Genomic DNA, 18,417 nt, shown 5'->3' with positions numbered 1-18,417 from the left:
TGACTTTTAAATATGGAGATACATTATCTAATTGAAGTTTATCCTATAATATATTAATATCAATACGCAAAATCTTATCGAAATGATAGGTTTTTCTTATAGCTTGAACGAAGCAATGTCTCATTGCCCGGCATTAAGTGAAGCAAGAGGTGTACACTTTTATTCGAATAGAGGAGATGCCGTGTGATTACTTTCTTCCAATTGCAGACTTTCTGTGAGGTAATAGAAAGGGGGACTTTCAGTGCGGCAGCAGAAAAGCTGTATATATCCCAACCTTCCGTAAGCCAGCACATAGCGAACCTGGAAAAACACTTTGGAGTAAAGCTCTTCGACCGCCGAAAACGCAAGGTGCGCCTCACCCCTGAAGGCAGGGTCTTATACTCCACGGCAAAAGAAGTGCTGGAGGAATTAGACAGGGCAAAAAAAAGGATAGACGACCTGAGGTCCCTGGAGGCGGGGACGTTGAACATAGGATGCAGCCACTACGTGGACTCCCTGCTTTTATGGCAGGTGCTACCAGAATTTGTCTCCCAACACCCTAAAGTCAGCGTGAGCACTTTTATAGGAACTATAGAAGAACTGAAAAGCGCGCTTCTTTCCTCCGATATAGAACTTATCTTTGCAGAGAGGACCCCTGACTTTGTGCCAAGCTCGCAATTTTCAAGCAAGATCGTGGCCTCAGAAAAATTAGTTTTCGTGGCAACCTCAGACCTTGCAGGCAAAAAAACGTCTTTTTTCACTCCAAAAGATCTGGAAAGATATCCTCTTATAGGCTGGCATCCATCATCGTGCCTCTTTTCATACCTAAACGACTTTCAGATGCAAAATCAGCTCCGCCTTAGGCGCAAGATCACCGTATCAAGCATTGAGGCAGCCAGAGAGCTGGCCTTGAAGGGGCACGGGATAGCCCTACTGAACCTTCGCTCCGTAGAGGATGACATAGCCATGGGAAGGTTGATAAAACTGGAAGTAAAGACCCCCCAACCGCTGAAACTGGACATCCTAGCCTTATTCCACCAAACCCAGGGCCTAACCTATGCAGGCTGGGAAATGATTAAATTCCTTGAGCGGAAACTACTATTTAATGAAGGTTCTCAATAATAAGATAGCCAAAGATGTAGGTTGTATGGAGAGCCTTCATGTGCTATTTTCATTGTGCCTCCGAGCTGAAGCTCCTAAAGGTCCAATCCTATGGAGCCCAGCCGAAGGGTATTCCTGGAAACAGGAGTGCCTCCCGTGTTTGGAAAGGAGGGATGAGCATGTTCATACGGGATGCCTCCTGGAGAAGCAAACTTTGACAAAGGGGGAATGAACATGCGCAAATTTTTTGCCTTCCTGGTGAGCGTGGCACTGCTAATGGCCCTCGCCCTTCCTGGTGTAGCGGCCCCACAATATTTGATGATGGCCACCACCACCAGCACCGATAACACAGGACTTTTGAACGTTTTGGCGCCAGCCTTTGAAAAGGCAACAGGCATAGAGCTTCGCTGGACCGCCGTAGGGACTGGCAAAGCCTTGGAGTTGGGAAAAAACTGCGACGTGGATATCTTGCTGGTTCACGCACCCAACAAGGAGAAAAAATTCGTGGAAGACGGATACGGGGTAAACCGCAGGGAAGTAATGTACAACGACTTCGTCATAATAGGACCTCCTTCTGACCCAGCAAACATAAAGGGGCTTGACGTCGTCTCCGCCCTGAAAAAAATCCGATCTCATGAAGCTTTATTCGTAAGCCGAGGAGATAACTCTGGAACCCATACGAAGGAGCTCAAACTCTGGAAAGAAGCAGGAATCAATGGACTGGACAAGGAAAAGTGGTACATACAGACCGGACAGGGCATGCTGAACACCATAAACATAGCAACGGAGCGCGACGGATACACATTAACGGACAGAGGGACCTTCATAAAATACGAGGCAAACCACAAAGGCACTCCTCCTCTCGTGATACTGGTCGAAGGAGATAAGCTCTTGCTCAACCAGTACAGTGTCATAGCCGTAAATCCAAAGCGCTGTCCCAAGGTAAAATATGACCTGGCACTCAAGTTCATCGATTGGATAACCTCCCAAGAGGGACAAAAAGTAATAGGCGACTTTCGTCTTATGGGAAAGCAACTTTTCGTGCCCAACGCTGCTAAACAGTAAGGCATTCAGGAGAGGGTAAAATGAACTACATCCTTGAAGGCTTCATAGGGGCTATCAATTTGCTTTTAACGAAAGATCCAGAAACCTACTCAGCCATCTGGACAACGTTGCGCATTTCCACCCTCTCCATAACTTTCACTCTCCTGTTGGGCATCCCCCTGGGATTTCTTCTGGGGCACTACTCCTTCCCTGGCAAAAGGGTCCTGAGGACCATTGTGGACACTCTGCTCGCTCTACCAACGGTGGTAGTGGGCCTTTTGGTCTACGCGTTCATTTCTAGGAGAGGGCCTTTTGGCGAATTGGGGCTTTTATTCACTATACCAGGCGTCGCCATCGGGCAATTCATCCTGGCTTTGCCAATAGTGGTCTCCCTTACTGCATCGGCAATAGAGGGAATGGATCCCAAAGTCTACCTGACCATCAAAACCCTGGGAGCTTCCAACAAGCAAGCGGCTATCGCCTCCCTGTGGGAGGGGCGCTATGCGGTGTTAGCAGCTGCGATAACCGCGTACAGCAGGGTAATATCCGAGGTAGGCGTTTCCATGATGATAGGCGGAAACATCAAATGGCACACCAGAACCATAACGACCGCCATCGCCCTGGAGACAGGAAAAGGAGAGTTCTCCATGGGGATAGCCCTTGGAGCCGTGCTCCTTGCCTTCGCCTTTTTCGCCAACACCTTGGTCTCTTTCCTGCGAAGGAGGGCCTAACATGAAAGATATTTTCAGGCTGGAAAATGTAATTCACCAGTATTCTGGAAGGACGGTCCTGGACATACAAAACTTCGAGGTGAAGGAAGGAGAAGCTTTGGCCCTCTTGGGACCCAACGGAAGCGGCAAGAGCACCTTGCTGCGAATACTGGCCTTTCTTGAGAAACCCACGAAGGGCAGGGTTTACTACGACGGCAAGATGGTAAATGAACCTTCGTTCGCCCACAGAAGGGAAGTAACCCTGTTGCTGCAAAATTCTCCTCTGCTCAAAAGGAGCGTGGAGGAAAACTTATGCTATGGGTTGAAAGTCAGAGGCAAGACCAGCAACATGCAAGAAAAAGTGAGAACGGCCCTCGAAATGGTGGGCCTTAACCCTCAAAAATTCGCCAAAAGGAAATGGTTTGAGCTTTCAGGTGGGGAGGCACAGCGGGTGGCCTTGGCTTCAAGGCTCATTTTGAAACCGAGGGTGCTTCTCCTTGATGAACCCACTTCAAGCGTTGACTCTGAGAGCGCAAAGGTCATGAAAGAGGCAATCCTAAAGGCAAAAAGCCAATGGGGCTCCACCCTAGTGATAGTAAGCCACGACCTAGCGTGGATCTATCAGGTCACCGAGAGGGCCCTCTCACTCTTCAACGGCAAGCTCATAAACCACGTTCCAGAAAATGTGCTATCCGGAAACTGGGAACCCCGTAACGGCAGCCTTTTCGCCCTGAAACTTTCAGATGGCCAGATCATAATGGGAGCTGGTAATCCCATGGAAAGTTCAACTGCCCTACTGGACCCCAAGGACGTGATAATCTGCGCAGAAAAACCCGAGGAGGATTCTGCCCTGAATGCTCTTGAAGGGACCATAGTCTCCATGAACCTGGTAAGAGATACCGGCCAAGTATTGGTTAAAACCCTAGTTGGAGATAAAACCATCTCCAGCCTCGTCACCGAAAAATCCATGAAAAACCTTCATCTTCATCCGGGCCTGAAGGTGTTTCTCCACTTCAAGGCCTCAGCCCTCAAGTGGTTACAATGACCTTTTTGCCAACATCAGTTTAATTGAAAAAACTTACAGATCATTATATAATGCATGGTGCGCACAATTAATTATTCAATAGAGGAGGTTGTAACCTTGGCACTGCAGGTAATACATGAACTAGTCCAAAAATACCGCAGCACCTTTATCGGTTACTGGAAGGATTTCCACAAACACCCGGAACCAAGCCACAAAGAGATCAGAACGGCCGCCAAGGTCGCAGAGATATTGAAAAATCTAGGCATGGAAGTGAAAGAGGGCGTGGGAGGCACTGGTGTTGTAGGCCTATTAAGAGGAACACAAACAGGCCCCACCATAGCCCTAAGAGCGGACATGGACGCCCTCCAGATAAAAGAGGAAACGGGCTGTGATTTTGCCTCCATGAACGAAGGAGTCATGCACGCCTGCGGCCACGATTCCCACACAGCCATGCTATTGGGTGCCGCCCATGTGCTTTCAGAACTCAAGGCCCACATAAGAGGAAACATTAAATTCATCTTTCAACCCGCAGAGGAGGACAGCCCCGTGGGTGGGGCCCCAGCAATGATTAAGGATGGGGTATTAGAAGACCCCAAAGTGGAGGCCATATTCGGTATCCACGTTTGGCCAACCCTGGAGACGGGCGTCATGGGAATAAAAGAGGGGGTAATGTCCGCCGCTTCGGACAGGCTTAAAATGTCCATATTGGGCAAATCCACTCATGCAGCCACTCCTGAATTCGGTGTGGACGCAGTGGTTATAACAAGCCAAGTCATATCGGCCCTGCAGACCATTATCTCAAGAAACGTAAGCCCTCTGGATTCTGCCGTCATAACCTTTGGAAAAATAGAAGGCGGAAGCAGGTACAACATAGTGGCAGACCGAGTAGACCTGGATGGAACGGTCCGGACCTTCAACCCGGACACGAGAAAATTGGTGGCGGAAAAGATATCCCAAATTGCAAAGGGCGTGTCAAGTAGCATGGGAGGAGATTGTATCGTAGATTATAAATGGGGGTATCCTCCCACCATGAACGACCCTTCAGTTACCCAAATAGCAAAAGAAACCATCTTGGAAACTTTAGGGGAAAACGGTCTCTATGAAATCTCCATGCCAAACCCTGGCGGGGAAGACTTCGCTTTCTTCAGCGAAAAAGTCCCCGCTGCGTTTGCGTGGTTGGGATGCAGACCCAAAGGCATCCCTCCAGAAAACTTCCCCAAGCTTCACAACAATAAGTTCTTGCCCGATGAGGAAGCTCTACCCATAGGGGTTACTTATCTCTGCCAGGTTGCCCTGGCCGCATTGGGGGCGTTATCCAAATGAATTTAGAAGAGCTTACAAAATTGAGAAGGGACTTTCACAAGTTTGCTGAGGCAGGCTGGTGTGAATTCCGAACCACGTCAATAATTGCGGAGACCCTTTCAAAACTCGGATATGAAGTGCAGGTCGGAAAGGCGATCCTGGACGAGTCATCCGTTATGGGCCGTGACGAATCAATAGTGCCGAATGAAATCGAAAGAGCCTTAAGACAAGGTGCCGACCCCAAATGGATCGAAAAGATGGAAGGCTATACCGGAGCATTAGCCGTCCTTGATACAGGAAAAGAGGGCCCCACCATAGCCCTGCGCTTTGACATAGACGCCGTGGAAGTGAGCGAGGCAAAGGACGACAAACATCGCCCATATAGGGAGGGCTTTTCTTCCGTAAACTCCGGAGCCATGCACGCCTGCGGCCACGACGGCCATGCAGCCATCGGTCTTGGAGTAGCCCAAGTACTGGCTGCCAAAAAAGACCTCTTACGGGGCAAAATAAAGCTTATCTTCCAACCCGCGGAGGAGGGAGTGAGGGGAGGCAAGGCAATTGCAGAAAAAGGCATTCTTGACGACTGCGATTATCTCTTGGCCCTGCACCTTGGCCTTGGCCTTCCCACAGGCAAGATAGCAGGAGGTGTAGCTGGGCTTCTTTGTACCACAAAGTTCGACGTGTTCTACAAGGGAAAGGCTTCCCATGCAGGAGTGGCGCCCAATGAAGGTAAAAACGCCCTTTTAGGTGCAGCCAATGCCGTGATAAACCTCCAGGCCATAGCTCCCCATAGAAAAGGCACATCCAGGATCAACGTGGGAGTCTTGCACGCAGGGGAAGGAAGAAACGTAATTCCTCCAAAGGCCATGTTCAAGGCAGAGACCAGGGGAGAGACGGAAGAAATAGCTTCGTACGTGTACGAGAGAGCCATGAAGATCGTAAAATCCTGTGCTTCCATGTACGACCTGGAATGCATCGTAAAGGAGATGGGTAAATCCACTACCGCAAAAAGCGACGAAGACCTGGTCGATTTGATATGCCAAGTCGCAGGAGAGACCAGGGAATTCAACAGTATAGAAAGCTTTTATAACATGGGAGGAAGCGACGACTTTTCATGGATGATGAAGAGAGTCCAAGAGAAAGGAGGGAAAGCGTCTTACATAGCTTTGGGAGCTGACATAGAGGCAGGACACCATAACGAATACTTCGACTTCGACGAAAAAAGCCTGCTCAAGGGAGTAGTTCTCATGAGCCAGCTAGTAGAAAAACTAACCAACTCTGAAAGCTAAAAGAAAGGAGGATTTTACAAATGGTTCAAGAAAAGGAAAAACATGGTTTTTTGTATAGGATCATCAAGGGAATAGAAGTAGCAGGCAACAAATTGCCCCATCCATTTTGGCTTTTCATGGGGTTTTGGGTCCTAGTCTACATACTGTCGGCGGTGTTCGCAGGAGCTCAGGTGGTAAAACCTGGAACGGACAAAACGATTCAAATTATAAACCTTATATCCCGAGAAGGCCTCAACTGGCAGCTGACTAGTTTGGTCAAAAACTTCTCGAGCTTCCCGCCCCTTGGACTGGTGCTAGTTATGATGATAGGCCTTGGGGTCACCACCAAAAGTGGCTTTCTTGAAGCTTTGATGAAGAGCATAGCCAAAGTTCCAGAGAAGTTCTTGATCTTCGCCGTCTTCCTGTTTGGAATATGTGGCAACCTGGCATCTGATGCAGCCATAGTCATAGTGCCGCCCCTTACAGGAGCTTTGTTCTTCTCCATGCGCAAAAACCCCATCTTCGGACTGGTTCTTGGGTACGGTGCTGTCTGTGCCGGATTCACGGCGAACCTTTTCATAGCTGGGACCGACGTTCTCCTTTCGGGAATATCCACCACCGCATACCAGATAGTGGTACCAGGAGGGGAAGTGTACCCCACCGCAAATTATTACTTCATGGTGATATCCACTCTAGTCATATCGGCACTAGGCGCCATCTTTGTGAGCAAGTTTTTGATGCCCTCCTTTGGCGCATGGGATAAAAAGTTCGACACATGCGATGCCGCGCTGGAAATGCACGGTTCTCAGGATTCAACAAAAGGCTTTGCTTTGACCCAAGAGGAAAGCAAGGCCTTCAAGAACGCCCTTTGGTTTACCTTGCTATATTGGGCCGTCATGCTGGCAATGGTTCTTATCCCCGGTGGTCCCTTGCGGGATCCCGCAAAGAACACCATTATCCCCTCACCGTTCATAAAAGGCATGGTCCCCCTTATGCTCCTTTACTTCATACTTGTCGGTGTGGTTTACGGACGTAAGGCAGGCACGATAAAGACCGCAAAGGACATGATCGATAGCATGGTTTCAAGCGTAGGTCACATGGCAAGCTATATAGTAATAATTTTGCCCATAGCAAACTTCATTGCGGCCTTTAAAAAATCTAACATGGCCATAGTCATGGCAGTAAAACTGGCAGGATGGCTCCAGGACATGGGCCTTACTGGCTTTGGACTCCTCATCGCCATAATATTGCTTTCCACCTTTGTAAACCTCTTTGTCACCAGCGGCTCCACCAAGTGGGCCTTCATGGCTCCCGTTATAATTCCAATGCTCTACTACCTAAACTACTCTCCGCAGCTCGCGCAACTGCTCTACCGTATCGGAGACTCCTCCACAAACTCCATAACACCTATGATGCCCTATTTCCCCATACTGCTCGGCTTCGCAGCAAGGTACGACAAAGAGGCCGGAATCGGAACCATTGTGTCACTGGGGATTCCCATATCCCTGTTCTTCATGGCTGTGTGGATAGTCCTCCTCGCCATATGGTACTTCTTGGGACTCCCACTGGGACCAGGAGCCGGCATATTCGTAAACTAACTTGAGCAAAGCTAAAGGGGCGCTCTGTGGCGCCCCTTTTCTATATCTTTATTATGCCTCTAAGATTATGAGTTTAAAATCACAAGTTCCTTTGGGAAGCTAGTAAAGCTTTGGCATCCTTCGTCCGTCACGAAGACACAATTTTCTATCCTTATGCCCACTTTGCCGGGTATATAAATGCCTGGCTCCACGCTAAAGGTCATTCCTTTTTGGAGAGGGGTCCTGTTGCCTCTCATTATGTATGGTGCCTCGTGTATAGCTATACCTATTCCATGCCCCACTCGATTGTTGAAGTACTCCCCATATCCAGCCTTCACAATAACCTTCCTAGCTACCTCATCTACGGACTCCGCAGTCACTCCAGGCCTTACATGTTTTTCCCCTTCCTCTTGGGCCCTTCTAACTATTTCATACAGTTTGCGGATTTCAGGATCCGGTTCTCCAATGAATAGGGTTCTGGTCATATCAGAGCAGTACCCCTCAAATCTGCATCCAAAGTCTATTAGCAATGTATCCCTCTCCCTTATTACTCCGTCTCCCCCGGTGTAATGAGGCATGGAAGCGTGCTCACCCCGAGCCACAATGGGCGGAAAGGAAGCGCTAGTTGCGCCAAGGTCGTCCATCAGCTCCAAAAGCTTGCGCCTTATCTCCTTTTCCTTCCTTCCCGGTCTTATGAAAGAAAGAAGCGCTTCAAGGGCCCTGTCAGTAATCTCTCCTGCCTTCTTAAGTTTTGCAATTTCCTCTTGAGATTTAATTAACCTGAGGGGCTCCAACATCTGCCAGCCGTTTACCAAATGCACACCGTGGCGATTGGCGATCTCCACAGCGTCCATTGCGGCAACACCATCATTAACTGCAATCTTTGTGCCTTCTCCAAATCCCCACTCTTTGAAGGCTCTCTCCAAAGCCTCAAAAAACCATTCTTCGTCAGCCCACTCGTAAATTTTCGTCCCCGATGGAAGGGCACGCTTAAACTCCTCGAGATACAGTTTGGACACCACTCCAAAGACTTCGCCTGTCGCAAGGAGAAAGACCCCGTTGAAGCGCTCGCACTTGTGAACAGAGAGCCCAAAGAGGTACTCTAAATCCGCCGATGGTCCCATCAGCAGGGCATCGCAACCTGCCTTTTTGATCTCCAGTGCTGCACTTGCCAACTTATTATTGAAGTTCAAATGCATTAACAATCTCTCCTTCATCTTTATGTTGCATTGAATGCTCGCTTTTTCTCCTGAAGACTTTGCCAAGCATGTAAGGCCAAAGCAACTCCGATGACCCCATAGGTCACAAACACCCTGAAATATTCACCTATCATGGCATCACCTATGAGGTTCTTACCCGCCAAAGGTGAGACTATGAAGAGGGTGTGAAAGAGCAAGGTGCCCAAAAGGGCTTGCCCAATGGTGGCCTTTCTTACCGAAGCTCCGCCTATCAAGATGGCAGCAACGGCAAAGGTCCCAACTTGAACGTGGCTACCGTACGTGTTGATGTTACCCAGGTTCTGCAGAAAAACAACCTGGCCAATGGCTGCCAGGACCGTAGAAAAGATGACGGCCAGGACCCTTACTTTATCAACCTGTATACCTGCCACCTCCGCTATGTGCCTATCCTGTCCCACTGCTCTAAACTCCTGTCCCAACTTGGTCTTAACAATGAAGCGTATCAAAAGGCAAACAGCGGCTATCAGCAAAAGGGTTACCACAGGAATGGCTATGGGGAAAATAAATCCTGGGATTTTAATTTTTATCTTCCATAGGTTGTCCAAAGCATAATGCATGGATTTTATATCTATGGTATTTCTAAGACCAATGCCCGTGGAAAGAAGCATGGACTTTACTCTAATGGGTATGAGGTTGCCCATGAAGTAAAGGCATATGAGCTGGTAAACTCCGTTAGCGAAGAAACCCAGTATTATTCCCGTTATCATCTCCTTACCTTTGGCGCGATTGAACAGTAGCCCCGTAAGCCATCCAAACAGGATAGCCATTGGTATTGAAAGGACCAATGTCACCAAAAGGCCGTTCAATCCCGACATCTGCCAGTTTGTTGTAGCTATGTAAGCAAACTGTCCAGCCATGGCCCCCAACACAATGCCAAAGTTTAGACCCATTCCCGCCAGTATGGGTATGATTAGAGAAATGACTAAGATGCTGTTTCTTCCGATTCTCGTAATGATCTCGTTCAGCAGAAACGGCAGAGAAAGGCCGCTGTAGTATCCTCCTATAATGCACAAAATCAGAAAAAACACAGGTACTGCGTTCTTTTTCAAAAACCATACTGGCTCAAAAGACTTTTGGGTATTACCTTTCATCGGACATCGCCCCCTATTTCCCGACGGGTAAGAGCATAGAGAATTATGCCGTTACTTATGATTATCCTTACTACTTCGGCAAGGTTATCGGCCACAATAACGTTGGCTACAGGCATGGAAACCACAAGAATGGACTGGAAAAGAAAACATCCTATTATGGCGTTCCAAATGGTGGCTCTCTTAAGGGTGGCTCCTCCAATAAGGATAGATGCTACTGCGAAAAAGGCCATGAAAAGAGGTGCCATGTACAACTGGATAAACCCAAATGTCTGGGCATACACCACAATTCCAATAGCCGCCAAAGCCTGAGATACCACCGAGCCTATTATGCGGTATCTATCGACAGAAAGCCCGCATGACTCAGCAAAACGGGGATTGGCACCTACTGTGGATAGGGCAACTCCCGTTTTCGATCGCATGAACAGCCAAACCAAAAGGCAAAACAATCCGAAGAAAAGCAAAAGCCCCGTAGGAACCTTAACTCCAAGGACACTAAAGGAAAGAAAGTTATCCAAAACCTTGTCGAACCTATCTTGCAATGCTATGGTCACCCTCAGGCCGTTGCCTCCATAGGGCCATATCATCTCCGGGCTTTTGAACGGAGCTAAAAACCAGAAAATACACATAAGGGAAACAATTGAAAAACCAAAATAAGTCCCTACCGTCATCTCCTGACCCTTTACCTTGTTGAGCAACAAACCGTAAAGATACCCAGACACCCCTCCCAGAACGGCACCAAGACCTACAGCAAAAAGAAACGCTTCAAAACCCCTCATATCAAGCTCGATACTTAAAACTGCAGCTATAAGTCCGCAGGATATACCTAAGGGAAGCCCGAAATTGGGCCCCGTCCCTGACTGAATGGTGGGTATCATTGCCAAAACGAGGATCCCGTTCATACCAAACCTTGCCAGCACGCTGGAAAGTATCTGGTCCATCGGCAATTTAAGGAACAAGGCCAATACAACCAAAAACACTAGAAAGATTAAAATTATGGACCTTGCCAATCCAAAGCCCGCTGCTATCTCCTTCAGCCTATCAATAAAACTTTTATTGGCTCCATTATTGTTGTTCATTAGGATGCCTCCTTCCTATGGTGAGATAGCTCGCCAGCCATGAGGAGTCCAAACTCCTTGTCGCTTGCATCAACCGGCAACACTCCCTCGAGACGTCCCTGGTAAATGATGGCAATACGGTCACAGACGGATCTAAGTTCTCCCAACTCCGAAGAAGTCATTATTATGGTCATACCAAGCTTTTGATTCAACTCAACCAAAAGATCAAGGACTATCTTCTTGGCACCTACGTCAATACCCCTTGTGGGCTCTGAAACGAAAAGGATCGAAGGTTCCAACGTTAAAGCTCTGGCGATACAAACCTTTTGCTGATTCCCTCCGCTTAGCCTTCTTACCAATTGATGAGGTCCTACACATCGTATATCCAGCTCTTTGATCATTTTATTCGCATGTTCCCTAATGGATTTTCTATCCATGATCTTTACCAATCCCTTTGTGAGAAACTTGTTTTGGCTTTGCATTGCCTGGACGGCGATGTTCAGCTCAATGGACTCATCTAGCAAGAGCCCTGTTCCCCTTCTATCCTCAGATACGAAGGCCATACCGCTTTTCAAGGCTGAAATAGGAGAATTAAGTTTTATTTCCCCATAACCTTTAACCTCTACCCTTCCCCTTGCCGGATAAAGCCCCATTATTCCGTTTGCAACCCCTATCTTCCCGTGTCCCGCAAGTCCGCCTATGCCTAGGATTTCTCCCTTCATTACTTCAAGGGAAAGCCCTCTGACTCTCTCTCCCGGCATGTCCACGTACAGATTTTCTATAGTCATTGCGACCTCTGTCGCAGAAGAAGCTTTATGGCTTTTAGGTCTAATCTGCACCTTCCTACCCACCATAAGCTCCGCAAGCAATTCCACACTTGCATCCTTTGCAGCGAGCTCTGCCACTACCTCCCCATCCCTAAGGACGGTTATGTTGTCAGCTACTTCTATTACCTCGTCAAGTCTATGGGTTATGAATAGAATGGATATTCCCTGCTCCTTTGCTAATTTTTTCATAACCGACATCAAGGTATCGGCTTCCGACTCGGTAAGCACTGCGGTCGGCTCATCCAAAACCAAAAGCTTTAAGTTATCCTTGTCCAATTCCCTTGCTATCTCTACAAACTGCATGAAACTCACGGGTAATCCGGCCACAGGGAGCATCTCATCCAGGTCAAGGTCCATGCGCTTTATGGCCTTTCTCGCATCCTCTCTCATCCGGATAAAATCAAGGGATTCAAGCTTTTTCCCAAAAATTTTACTGGCCCAATTTTCCTTGGTAATCTCTCTATTTAATTTTATGTTCTCTGTAACCGTAAACCCTGGAAGCAGCATAAATTCCTGATGCACCATTCCTATACCCTCTGACATTGCTTGCTCGGGCGAATTGATCTGAACAGGCCGCCCATCTACTAACACGGTCCCATTAAAACCTCCGGTGTTATGAATAACCGGCATGCCGAAGAGGATATTCATCAGCGTAGACTTACCGGCACCATTCTCACCAACCAGTGCATGTATTTCTCCATCTCCCACGGTTAAATTTACCGACTTTAATACCTGGTTCCCGAAATACTCCTTGCTTATATTCTTCATCTCAAGACGGGGTCGACTCATCGAAATCTCCTCCATAGCTGCCAAAATGCTGCAGGGCCACCAATGACAGCAGCCCTGCAGCTTGCCTTTCTATTTGACCTTTGTAACCTTTATTGCTGTTGAAAACAAAAAGAACATTACTTATCAGCGCCAAAGATTATGGATTCTCCAACAACCAAAAGGAAGTTGTCCGCCTTTTCGCCGGTGTCTTTGTTTTCGTAGGTCCTTATCTTGATTTCGCCTGCGTGCTTCCTCAGCAAGTCCTCCATATGGGCCCTGTCAAATCCTTTGACTTTGCCTTCCCCTACGTCGAAACCATACTCCGTTGCGGCATAACAGAACGCCATGTTAATAGGCACCTTCCAAGTGGCAAAGCGGCCGGCTCCACCACCTTCTACTATCTTTTCCTCAATTGCGTTTAGAATAAACTCCACATCTCCTGCCTTGCCCTCGGGGATCTCAATACCCAAAGCCCCCGGATAAGCGTGGTATGGGCTTGGACAGCACTGTTCGGGATAAATGGCCCCTGTTTTCAGAACGGACTTGATCAATGGTTCCTGCATGCCGCAGTTGGTGCTGAAAAATGCAGTGTCCTTCCCGTATTTTTCAACCTGCCTGGGGACATCCTCAAGAATGAACTGCTGCGCGCCAGCTATACCTGCATCTCCCGTGGGGTCAGGAGCATTGACGAACACCCACTGAATACCCCTTTTCTCGCATTCGGCCTTCATTATGTCCCGGCGCTCTGCAAGGAGGGGATAGGACATGTGACGAGGGAAGGATATGTGGACGAAAGTCTTGGCTCCCATCTTCTCAGCTAGCTCTATTATGGAGACGCCACGCATGGGGTTGTCCGTCTCAAGAACGATATCTGCTTTCTGGGCCGAGAGCATGGGGTCTTCGTGGGGGACTATGTTTATGAAAAACATATCAGGCCTGAATTCCTTGACCTTGTCGATAGCTGCTGCAGTACCTGGAACGCCTTGAACCAAAACTATAGCCTTCACGTCGGGATCAGAAGCCATGCTCAATATCTGCTGAATGGTGGTCTCCTGCTCGTCCATGAACTTGTCCGGGTAGGTGACGTGTATAACTCTGTCCTCACCATACTTTTTGATCATCTCCATTGCAGCCCTGTACTCCTCTTCACCCTGCGACGTGGTTCCCGTCATAATTCCAACCTTGGGTTGTCCCGCAAAAGCAAAACCACTGGCCGCTAAAACCAACATCAAAACCATAAAACACAAGGCAAGCTTTCTCATATTTAAACCTCCTTTGCTTTCCTGCACTGAGATCCCTGCATGGTCCCCTTAATGCCACTTTGCTCCTTACACCTTTTACTTCCACCTCCCCTTATCTCTCATCTTGGATATGCACAACTTTCATAACTTTATTGGCCGCACAAAAACTTTTTAATTGTCAGCATTTTTTGCATGTGATATATTTGGGATATATAAAAAATATACTGTTTTTAGTATTACAAACAATGGGACGGTCGTCAAGTTGCGCCAGTTTTTAGTTTTGATGTATAAAGTATGCACCCGCAATTTTGCGTATTGAAAAACCTATGTCCGTATGCTAGTTTAAGATTCATGATTTAAACCAAGGGAAGAGGTTATCGAAAATGATGGGATTTTACGCTCTACGTGGAAACAAATCGCTGAGAGAAAAAGTATACGACTTCTTAAAAGAGCAGATGAACGAAGGGAAGCTTGTGCCAGGTTCGATAATAAACCTTCAGGAGATCAGCAAGAACCTGGGCATAAGCATGACCCCTCTGCGGGAAGCCTTGGTAAAACTGGAAGTGGAGGGCTTTATAACCATAATTCCTCGCAGAGGAGTTGTGCTCAACACCCTTACCCTCTCCAAGATAAAGGAAATTTATCGGGTAATAGGCTCCCTCGAAGCAGCAGCACTAGAGGACTTTTATCCATTGATGAACGAAGAAACCTTATCCAACCTAAAAGAACTCAACACCAAAATGAGAGAAGCACTGAAAAGCAAAGATTTCGACGGCTACATGGACATGAATCGCAATTTCCATGAAACATGGCTGGTAGGGTGCGGAAACGAGGAACTTTACAAAGTCGTCAAGTCCATGAAAGAAAGACTGTACGAATTTCCCCGCAACGTAGATTTGATCCTTGAGTGGGAGGAAGTGAGCCTTTCAGAGCACCAGATGATAATCCAATACCTTGAGGAAAAGAATATCCAAAAGGCCGTTCACTACCTGAAAGATGTGCATTGGAGCTACCAGCAGCAGGAGTTCTACATAAAACAATACTATGCCAAACACCTGGAAAATTTAGAGAAAATGAGAAAGGGCTTCCCTACCCTCTAACAAACACCAAAGAATCTATGCAGGAACCACCACGGGATGGCCTTTTACCTTCTCCACCATGACCGGAAGACCGTAAACTTCCTCTATGACACGAGCTGAAACCTTGGACCTTTCAATTGCCGAAAATATCTTGCCGTCTTTCATGAACAAGATCTTGTCGGCGAACCTCAAAGCAGAATTGATATCGTGGAGCGTCATTACGGCTGAGGTACCATGTCCTGATACGATGTGTCTTATGGTCTTCAATATTTCCTGTTGGTTTTTAAGGTCCAAACTGCTTGTTGGCTCGTCCAATAGAAGAACTTTAGGCTCTTGAACTAACGCCCTTGCAATGCTAACTTTCTGCAGCTCGCCACCGCTCAGCTCATCCAGAAACCTCAATGAAAGCCCCTCCAACCCCAAGGTCTTGATCACGGCATCAGCTTTCTTTATGTCCTCATGGGTTGCCATCCATTTTATATGCGGCTTTCGGCCCAGCAATACTGCATCAAAAACCGTAAGACGACCTGTTTCACATCTTTGTGGCACATACGAAAGTCTATAGGCGATCATTCTCCTAGTCATCTTAGATATGTCTCTGTCTTCGACCATGATCGCACCCTCTTCCGGACGCAAAGCTGCGTACAGACACTTGAGGAGCGTAGTCTTTCCTACCCCATTGGGGCCAAGTATCACCAAAAGCTCCCCTGGGGCAACCTCAAAACTTACATTATTCAAGACTTGCCTGCTTTTATATTTGAAGGATACGTTACTGACCTTAAGAATCAACGTTTATACCCCTTTACTAGAAGATATAGGAAAACCGGAGCTCCCACGAAGGACGTCAAAATGGCCACCGGCAGGACCTGGGGCCTAAGCATCGTCCTTGCTATGGTGTCCGCAGCCAAAAGAAGCAAACTTCCCGCCACGCAGGAAGCTGGGATAAGGAACCTGTTATCGTCCCCTATGATTCGCCTTACCATATGAGGTGAGACCAAACCCACAAACCCTATTACTCCCACAAAAGATATGGTAACCGCTGTAACCAAAGATGCCACAGACATGGCGACAATGCGCACCACTTTTACGTTGACTCCAAGACTCCAAGCAGTATCCTCTCCCGAGTCGATAGCGTTGAAATTCCAAGTGTTGAGGATAAAAAGCAATATACACGACGCCGTTACGGAGGCCAATATAGCCAACTCTCTCCAGCTTGCTCGAGATAAGTCCCCAAAGGTCCAAAAGACCATGGATGCAAGCTGGGTATCGTCGGCGAAATACTGAAGAAACATTGTACCCGCGGAACAGAGGGACCCTAGAGCCACCCCCGCTAAGACCATGCTCTCCGGCGAACCTCTTTTAATGTGGGCCACTATAACTACTGCTCCAGTGGCCATCATGCTGAAAAAAAAAGCAACAAAAGTGGCAAGACCTGGCTTGACTATGGTTACAGCATCCGAGGCAGAGCTCCTCATGAAGCCCGCCCCCAGGACCATCACGGAGAAAGCTGCACCAAAGGCAGCAGCATGAGATATACCCAAAGTGAACGGAGAGGCCAGGGGGTTCCTCAATACCGACTGCATAACAGCGGCGGCAGAAGCCAAAGCCGCTCCTGCAACTACCGCCGCCAAGACCTGAGGAAGCCTTATACTGAATACCACCAAATCCATTTTTTGTGACACGTGCCCACCAAACAAGGTCTTTAGCACATCCACAGGTGAGAAGTTAACAGGTCCTACAGAGAGGGACACAACCGCCAAAATTCCCAAGGCCGCGATACCTGCGATGATAATGTTTACTTTGTTCCGCACGTATCTCCCATAACCTTGGGGGACTACTCCTTCCTCGAGGTGCATCTTTACCACTCCATCTTTTTCAAATCTATCTTTTGGAAAGCCATGGATCCAAAGGTGCTGTTCAACTTCTCAAATGCTGCCCCACCCACCAAAAAACTGTATATTTCATCGGCCTTTTGAACGGGATCAACATCTTCAAACCTTTCAGGATAAAGAACCTTGCCAATATAGTAGGCATTGGCAAGGATGGAACCGTGATTTTGGGTGTACCAGTTATAAGGAAGCACTCCATAAATCTCCCCGTTTTTGACGGCCTTCAACGCTTGATACTGAGGTTCCGTTGCAAGTTGGTATAAGGCGTTCTTGTTTTTCTCTCCTTGGATTGTGGAAAGGTCTATAAATATTTTGTCAGGATCCTCCACCAGCAAGCTCTCTGGAGAGAACACCACCTGCTGATTTTGCTGCCCCCCACTGGCGGCTATGTTCGAGGCATTAACAAAGCAAAAAGGTGGATAATTGGGTTCTGTCGAGGTTATTCCATGAGGCCCCTTGTATGCTATACCCCCAACATAACAGGATGGTCTTTTGTCCTTGGGAATGTCAGCGGTTCTTCTCCTGAGGTCATCTATTACCTGATCAAAAAAGGCAATCACCTCTTGAGCCCTCTTCTCTTTACCTATGACCTTTCCCATTAACAAGAGGGCGTTATTTATATCTTCTCGGCGAGTTACCAGATGTCCGTAATTCAGCACCACCACGGGAATGCCCGTGCGGTTCTGGAGTTCATCGGGATCATACCCCGAGCCCCCGTAGGTCTTGAATATCACTTGAGGTTGGGGATCCAACGACAAAATGAGCTCAGGATTATCGTGCCCTCTAAACTCCCCAAAGAGGGGCTTTTCCTTCAGTTCCGGATGAGTTATGGCATAGGGACGAGAATCAAGCCGATTCTTCCGTTTTTCCAGACTATCAACGCCAACGACTATGTCCTGCCCCTGAAGGTACACCAAATACCGCAAACACCCCGCCCCAGAGCATATTACCTGATCAACGCTCTTTGGAACTCTTACCACTCTGCCCCAGGCATCTGTAATCTCCACTTTATCCTGGGCAAACCCGACCATTACCATCAAACCCAAAAGCAGTGCAAAAACACCTAGAGACACCCGCAACCCTTTAAGGACTTTGCGTATCAAAACATTTCACCTCTTTTCTTGGTGTTATTTTTATTATAATTAGTAATACTGGGCGAAGCAACAGCGCCTTTTATTGGTTAGTTTTGATCAACCCCTCTTGACACTTTTGACTCCTTTGACC

Annotated in this window: 16 protein-coding genes and 1 riboswitch; of the genes, 8 read left to right on the top strand and 8 right to left on the bottom strand. The window is 47.7% G+C overall.

Annotated elements, in window-relative coordinates:
- Positions 1 to 183: 183 nt before the first annotated feature.
- From V7Z69_RS04745 to V7Z69_RS04715, 7 genes are all read left to right on the top strand, one after another.
- Entirely contained in the window at positions 184 to 1,101 is a 918-nt protein-coding gene (locus V7Z69_RS04745; protein WP_334138843.1) for a LysR family transcriptional regulator, read from the top strand.
- Between the two features lie 46 nt (positions 1,102 to 1,147).
- Positions 1,148 to 1,267, top strand: a riboswitch (molybdenum cofactor riboswitch).
- A gap of 47 nt (positions 1,268 to 1,314) precedes the next feature.
- Positions 1,315 to 2,145 carry an ABC transporter substrate-binding protein gene (locus V7Z69_RS04740; protein ID WP_334138842.1) on the top strand — a complete coding sequence of 277 codons (831 nt, stop codon included), beginning with the start codon at positions 1,315 to 1,317 and terminating at the stop codon, positions 2,143 to 2,145.
- A gap of 20 nt (positions 2,146 to 2,165) precedes the next feature.
- Positions 2,166 to 2,855 (top strand): ABC transporter permease, encoded by a 690-nt coding sequence (locus tag V7Z69_RS04735; protein ID WP_334138841.1) that lies wholly within the window; start codon positions 2,166 to 2,168, stop codon positions 2,853 to 2,855.
- Position 2,856: 1 nt separating this feature from the next.
- Positions 2,857 to 3,879, top strand: a complete 1,023-nt coding sequence (locus V7Z69_RS04730; RefSeq protein WP_334138839.1) for an ATP-binding cassette domain-containing protein — start codon at positions 2,857 to 2,859, stop codon at positions 3,877 to 3,879.
- 96 nt (positions 3,880 to 3,975) lie between these two features.
- Positions 3,976 to 5,181 (top strand): M20 metallopeptidase family protein, encoded by a 1,206-nt coding sequence (locus V7Z69_RS04725; protein ID WP_334138838.1) that lies wholly within the window; start codon positions 3,976 to 3,978, stop codon positions 5,179 to 5,181.
- Positions 5,178 to 6,449, top strand: coding sequence for an amidohydrolase (locus V7Z69_RS04720; protein ID WP_334138837.1), 1,272 nt, complete (start codon positions 5,178 to 5,180; stop codon positions 6,447 to 6,449). Before V7Z69_RS04725 ends, V7Z69_RS04720 begins: the two co-directional genes overlap by 4 nt.
- A gap of 20 nt (positions 6,450 to 6,469) precedes the next feature.
- Positions 6,470 to 8,026 carry an AbgT family transporter gene (locus V7Z69_RS04715; RefSeq protein ID WP_334138836.1) on the top strand — a complete coding sequence of 519 codons (1,557 nt, stop codon included), beginning with the start codon at positions 6,470 to 6,472 and terminating at the stop codon, positions 8,024 to 8,026.
- Between the two features lie 65 nt (positions 8,027 to 8,091).
- Here the strand turns inward: V7Z69_RS04715 and V7Z69_RS04710 are convergent, their stop codons facing one another.
- The 5 genes from V7Z69_RS04710 to V7Z69_RS04690 form a co-directional block, all read right to left on the bottom strand.
- Positions 8,092 to 9,270: a M24 family metallopeptidase gene (locus tag V7Z69_RS04710; protein WP_334138835.1), complete on the bottom strand. Its 1,179-nt coding sequence runs from the start codon at positions 9,268 to 9,270 to the stop codon at positions 8,092 to 8,094.
- Positions 9,225 to 10,334 carry an ABC transporter permease subunit gene (locus V7Z69_RS04705; RefSeq protein ID WP_334138834.1) on the bottom strand — a complete coding sequence of 370 codons (1,110 nt, stop codon included), beginning with the start codon at positions 10,332 to 10,334 and terminating at the stop codon, positions 9,225 to 9,227. The genes V7Z69_RS04710 and V7Z69_RS04705 overlap by 46 nt, the downstream gene beginning before the upstream one ends.
- Positions 10,331 to 11,410 carry an ABC transporter permease subunit gene (locus V7Z69_RS04700; RefSeq protein WP_014163876.1) on the bottom strand — a complete coding sequence of 360 codons (1,080 nt, stop codon included), beginning with the start codon at positions 11,408 to 11,410 and terminating at the stop codon, positions 10,331 to 10,333. Before V7Z69_RS04700 ends, V7Z69_RS04705 begins: the two co-directional genes overlap by 4 nt.
- Positions 11,410 to 13,005 (bottom strand): sugar ABC transporter ATP-binding protein, encoded by a 1,596-nt coding sequence (locus V7Z69_RS04695; RefSeq protein WP_014163877.1) that lies wholly within the window; start codon positions 13,003 to 13,005, stop codon positions 11,410 to 11,412. The genes V7Z69_RS04700 and V7Z69_RS04695 overlap by 1 nt, the downstream gene beginning before the upstream one ends.
- 116 nt (positions 13,006 to 13,121) lie before the next feature.
- Positions 13,122 to 14,246, bottom strand: a complete 1,125-nt coding sequence (locus V7Z69_RS04690) for a DUF3798 domain-containing protein (protein WP_014163878.1) — start codon at positions 14,244 to 14,246, stop codon at positions 13,122 to 13,124.
- A 362-nt stretch (positions 14,247 to 14,608) separates the two neighbouring features.
- Here V7Z69_RS04690 and V7Z69_RS04685 point away from each other — a divergent pair, with 362 nt between their 5' ends.
- Positions 14,609 to 15,325 carry a GntR family transcriptional regulator gene (locus V7Z69_RS04685; RefSeq protein WP_334138833.1) on the top strand — a complete coding sequence of 239 codons (717 nt, stop codon included), beginning with the start codon at positions 14,609 to 14,611 and terminating at the stop codon, positions 15,323 to 15,325.
- A 15-nt stretch (positions 15,326 to 15,340) separates the two neighbouring features.
- Here V7Z69_RS04685 and V7Z69_RS04680 read toward each other — a convergent pair whose 3' ends face one another.
- The 3 genes from V7Z69_RS04680 to V7Z69_RS04670 are packed head-to-tail and all read right to left on the bottom strand — an operon-like array spanning position 15,341 to position 18,296.
- Positions 15,341 to 16,093, bottom strand: coding sequence for an ABC transporter ATP-binding protein (locus V7Z69_RS04680; RefSeq protein WP_334138832.1), 753 nt, complete (start codon positions 16,091 to 16,093; stop codon positions 15,341 to 15,343).
- Positions 16,090 to 17,160, bottom strand: a complete 1,071-nt coding sequence (locus V7Z69_RS04675; RefSeq protein WP_334138830.1) for a FecCD family ABC transporter permease — start codon at positions 17,158 to 17,160, stop codon at positions 16,090 to 16,092. The genes V7Z69_RS04680 and V7Z69_RS04675 overlap by 4 nt, the downstream gene beginning before the upstream one ends.
- A 2-nt stretch (positions 17,161 to 17,162) precedes the next feature.
- On the bottom strand, positions 17,163 to 18,296 hold the full coding sequence (locus tag V7Z69_RS04670) for an iron ABC transporter substrate-binding protein (RefSeq protein WP_334138828.1): 1,134 nt from the start codon (positions 18,294 to 18,296) through the stop codon (positions 17,163 to 17,165).
- Positions 18,297 to 18,417: the final 121 nt, after the last annotated feature.

This window comes from Thermovirga lienii, assembly GCF_036847465.1.
Classification (GTDB): Bacteria; Synergistota; Synergistia; order Synergistales; family Thermovirgaceae; genus Thermovirga; species Thermovirga lienii.
This window is presented reverse-complemented; position numbering and strand designations above follow the sequence as displayed.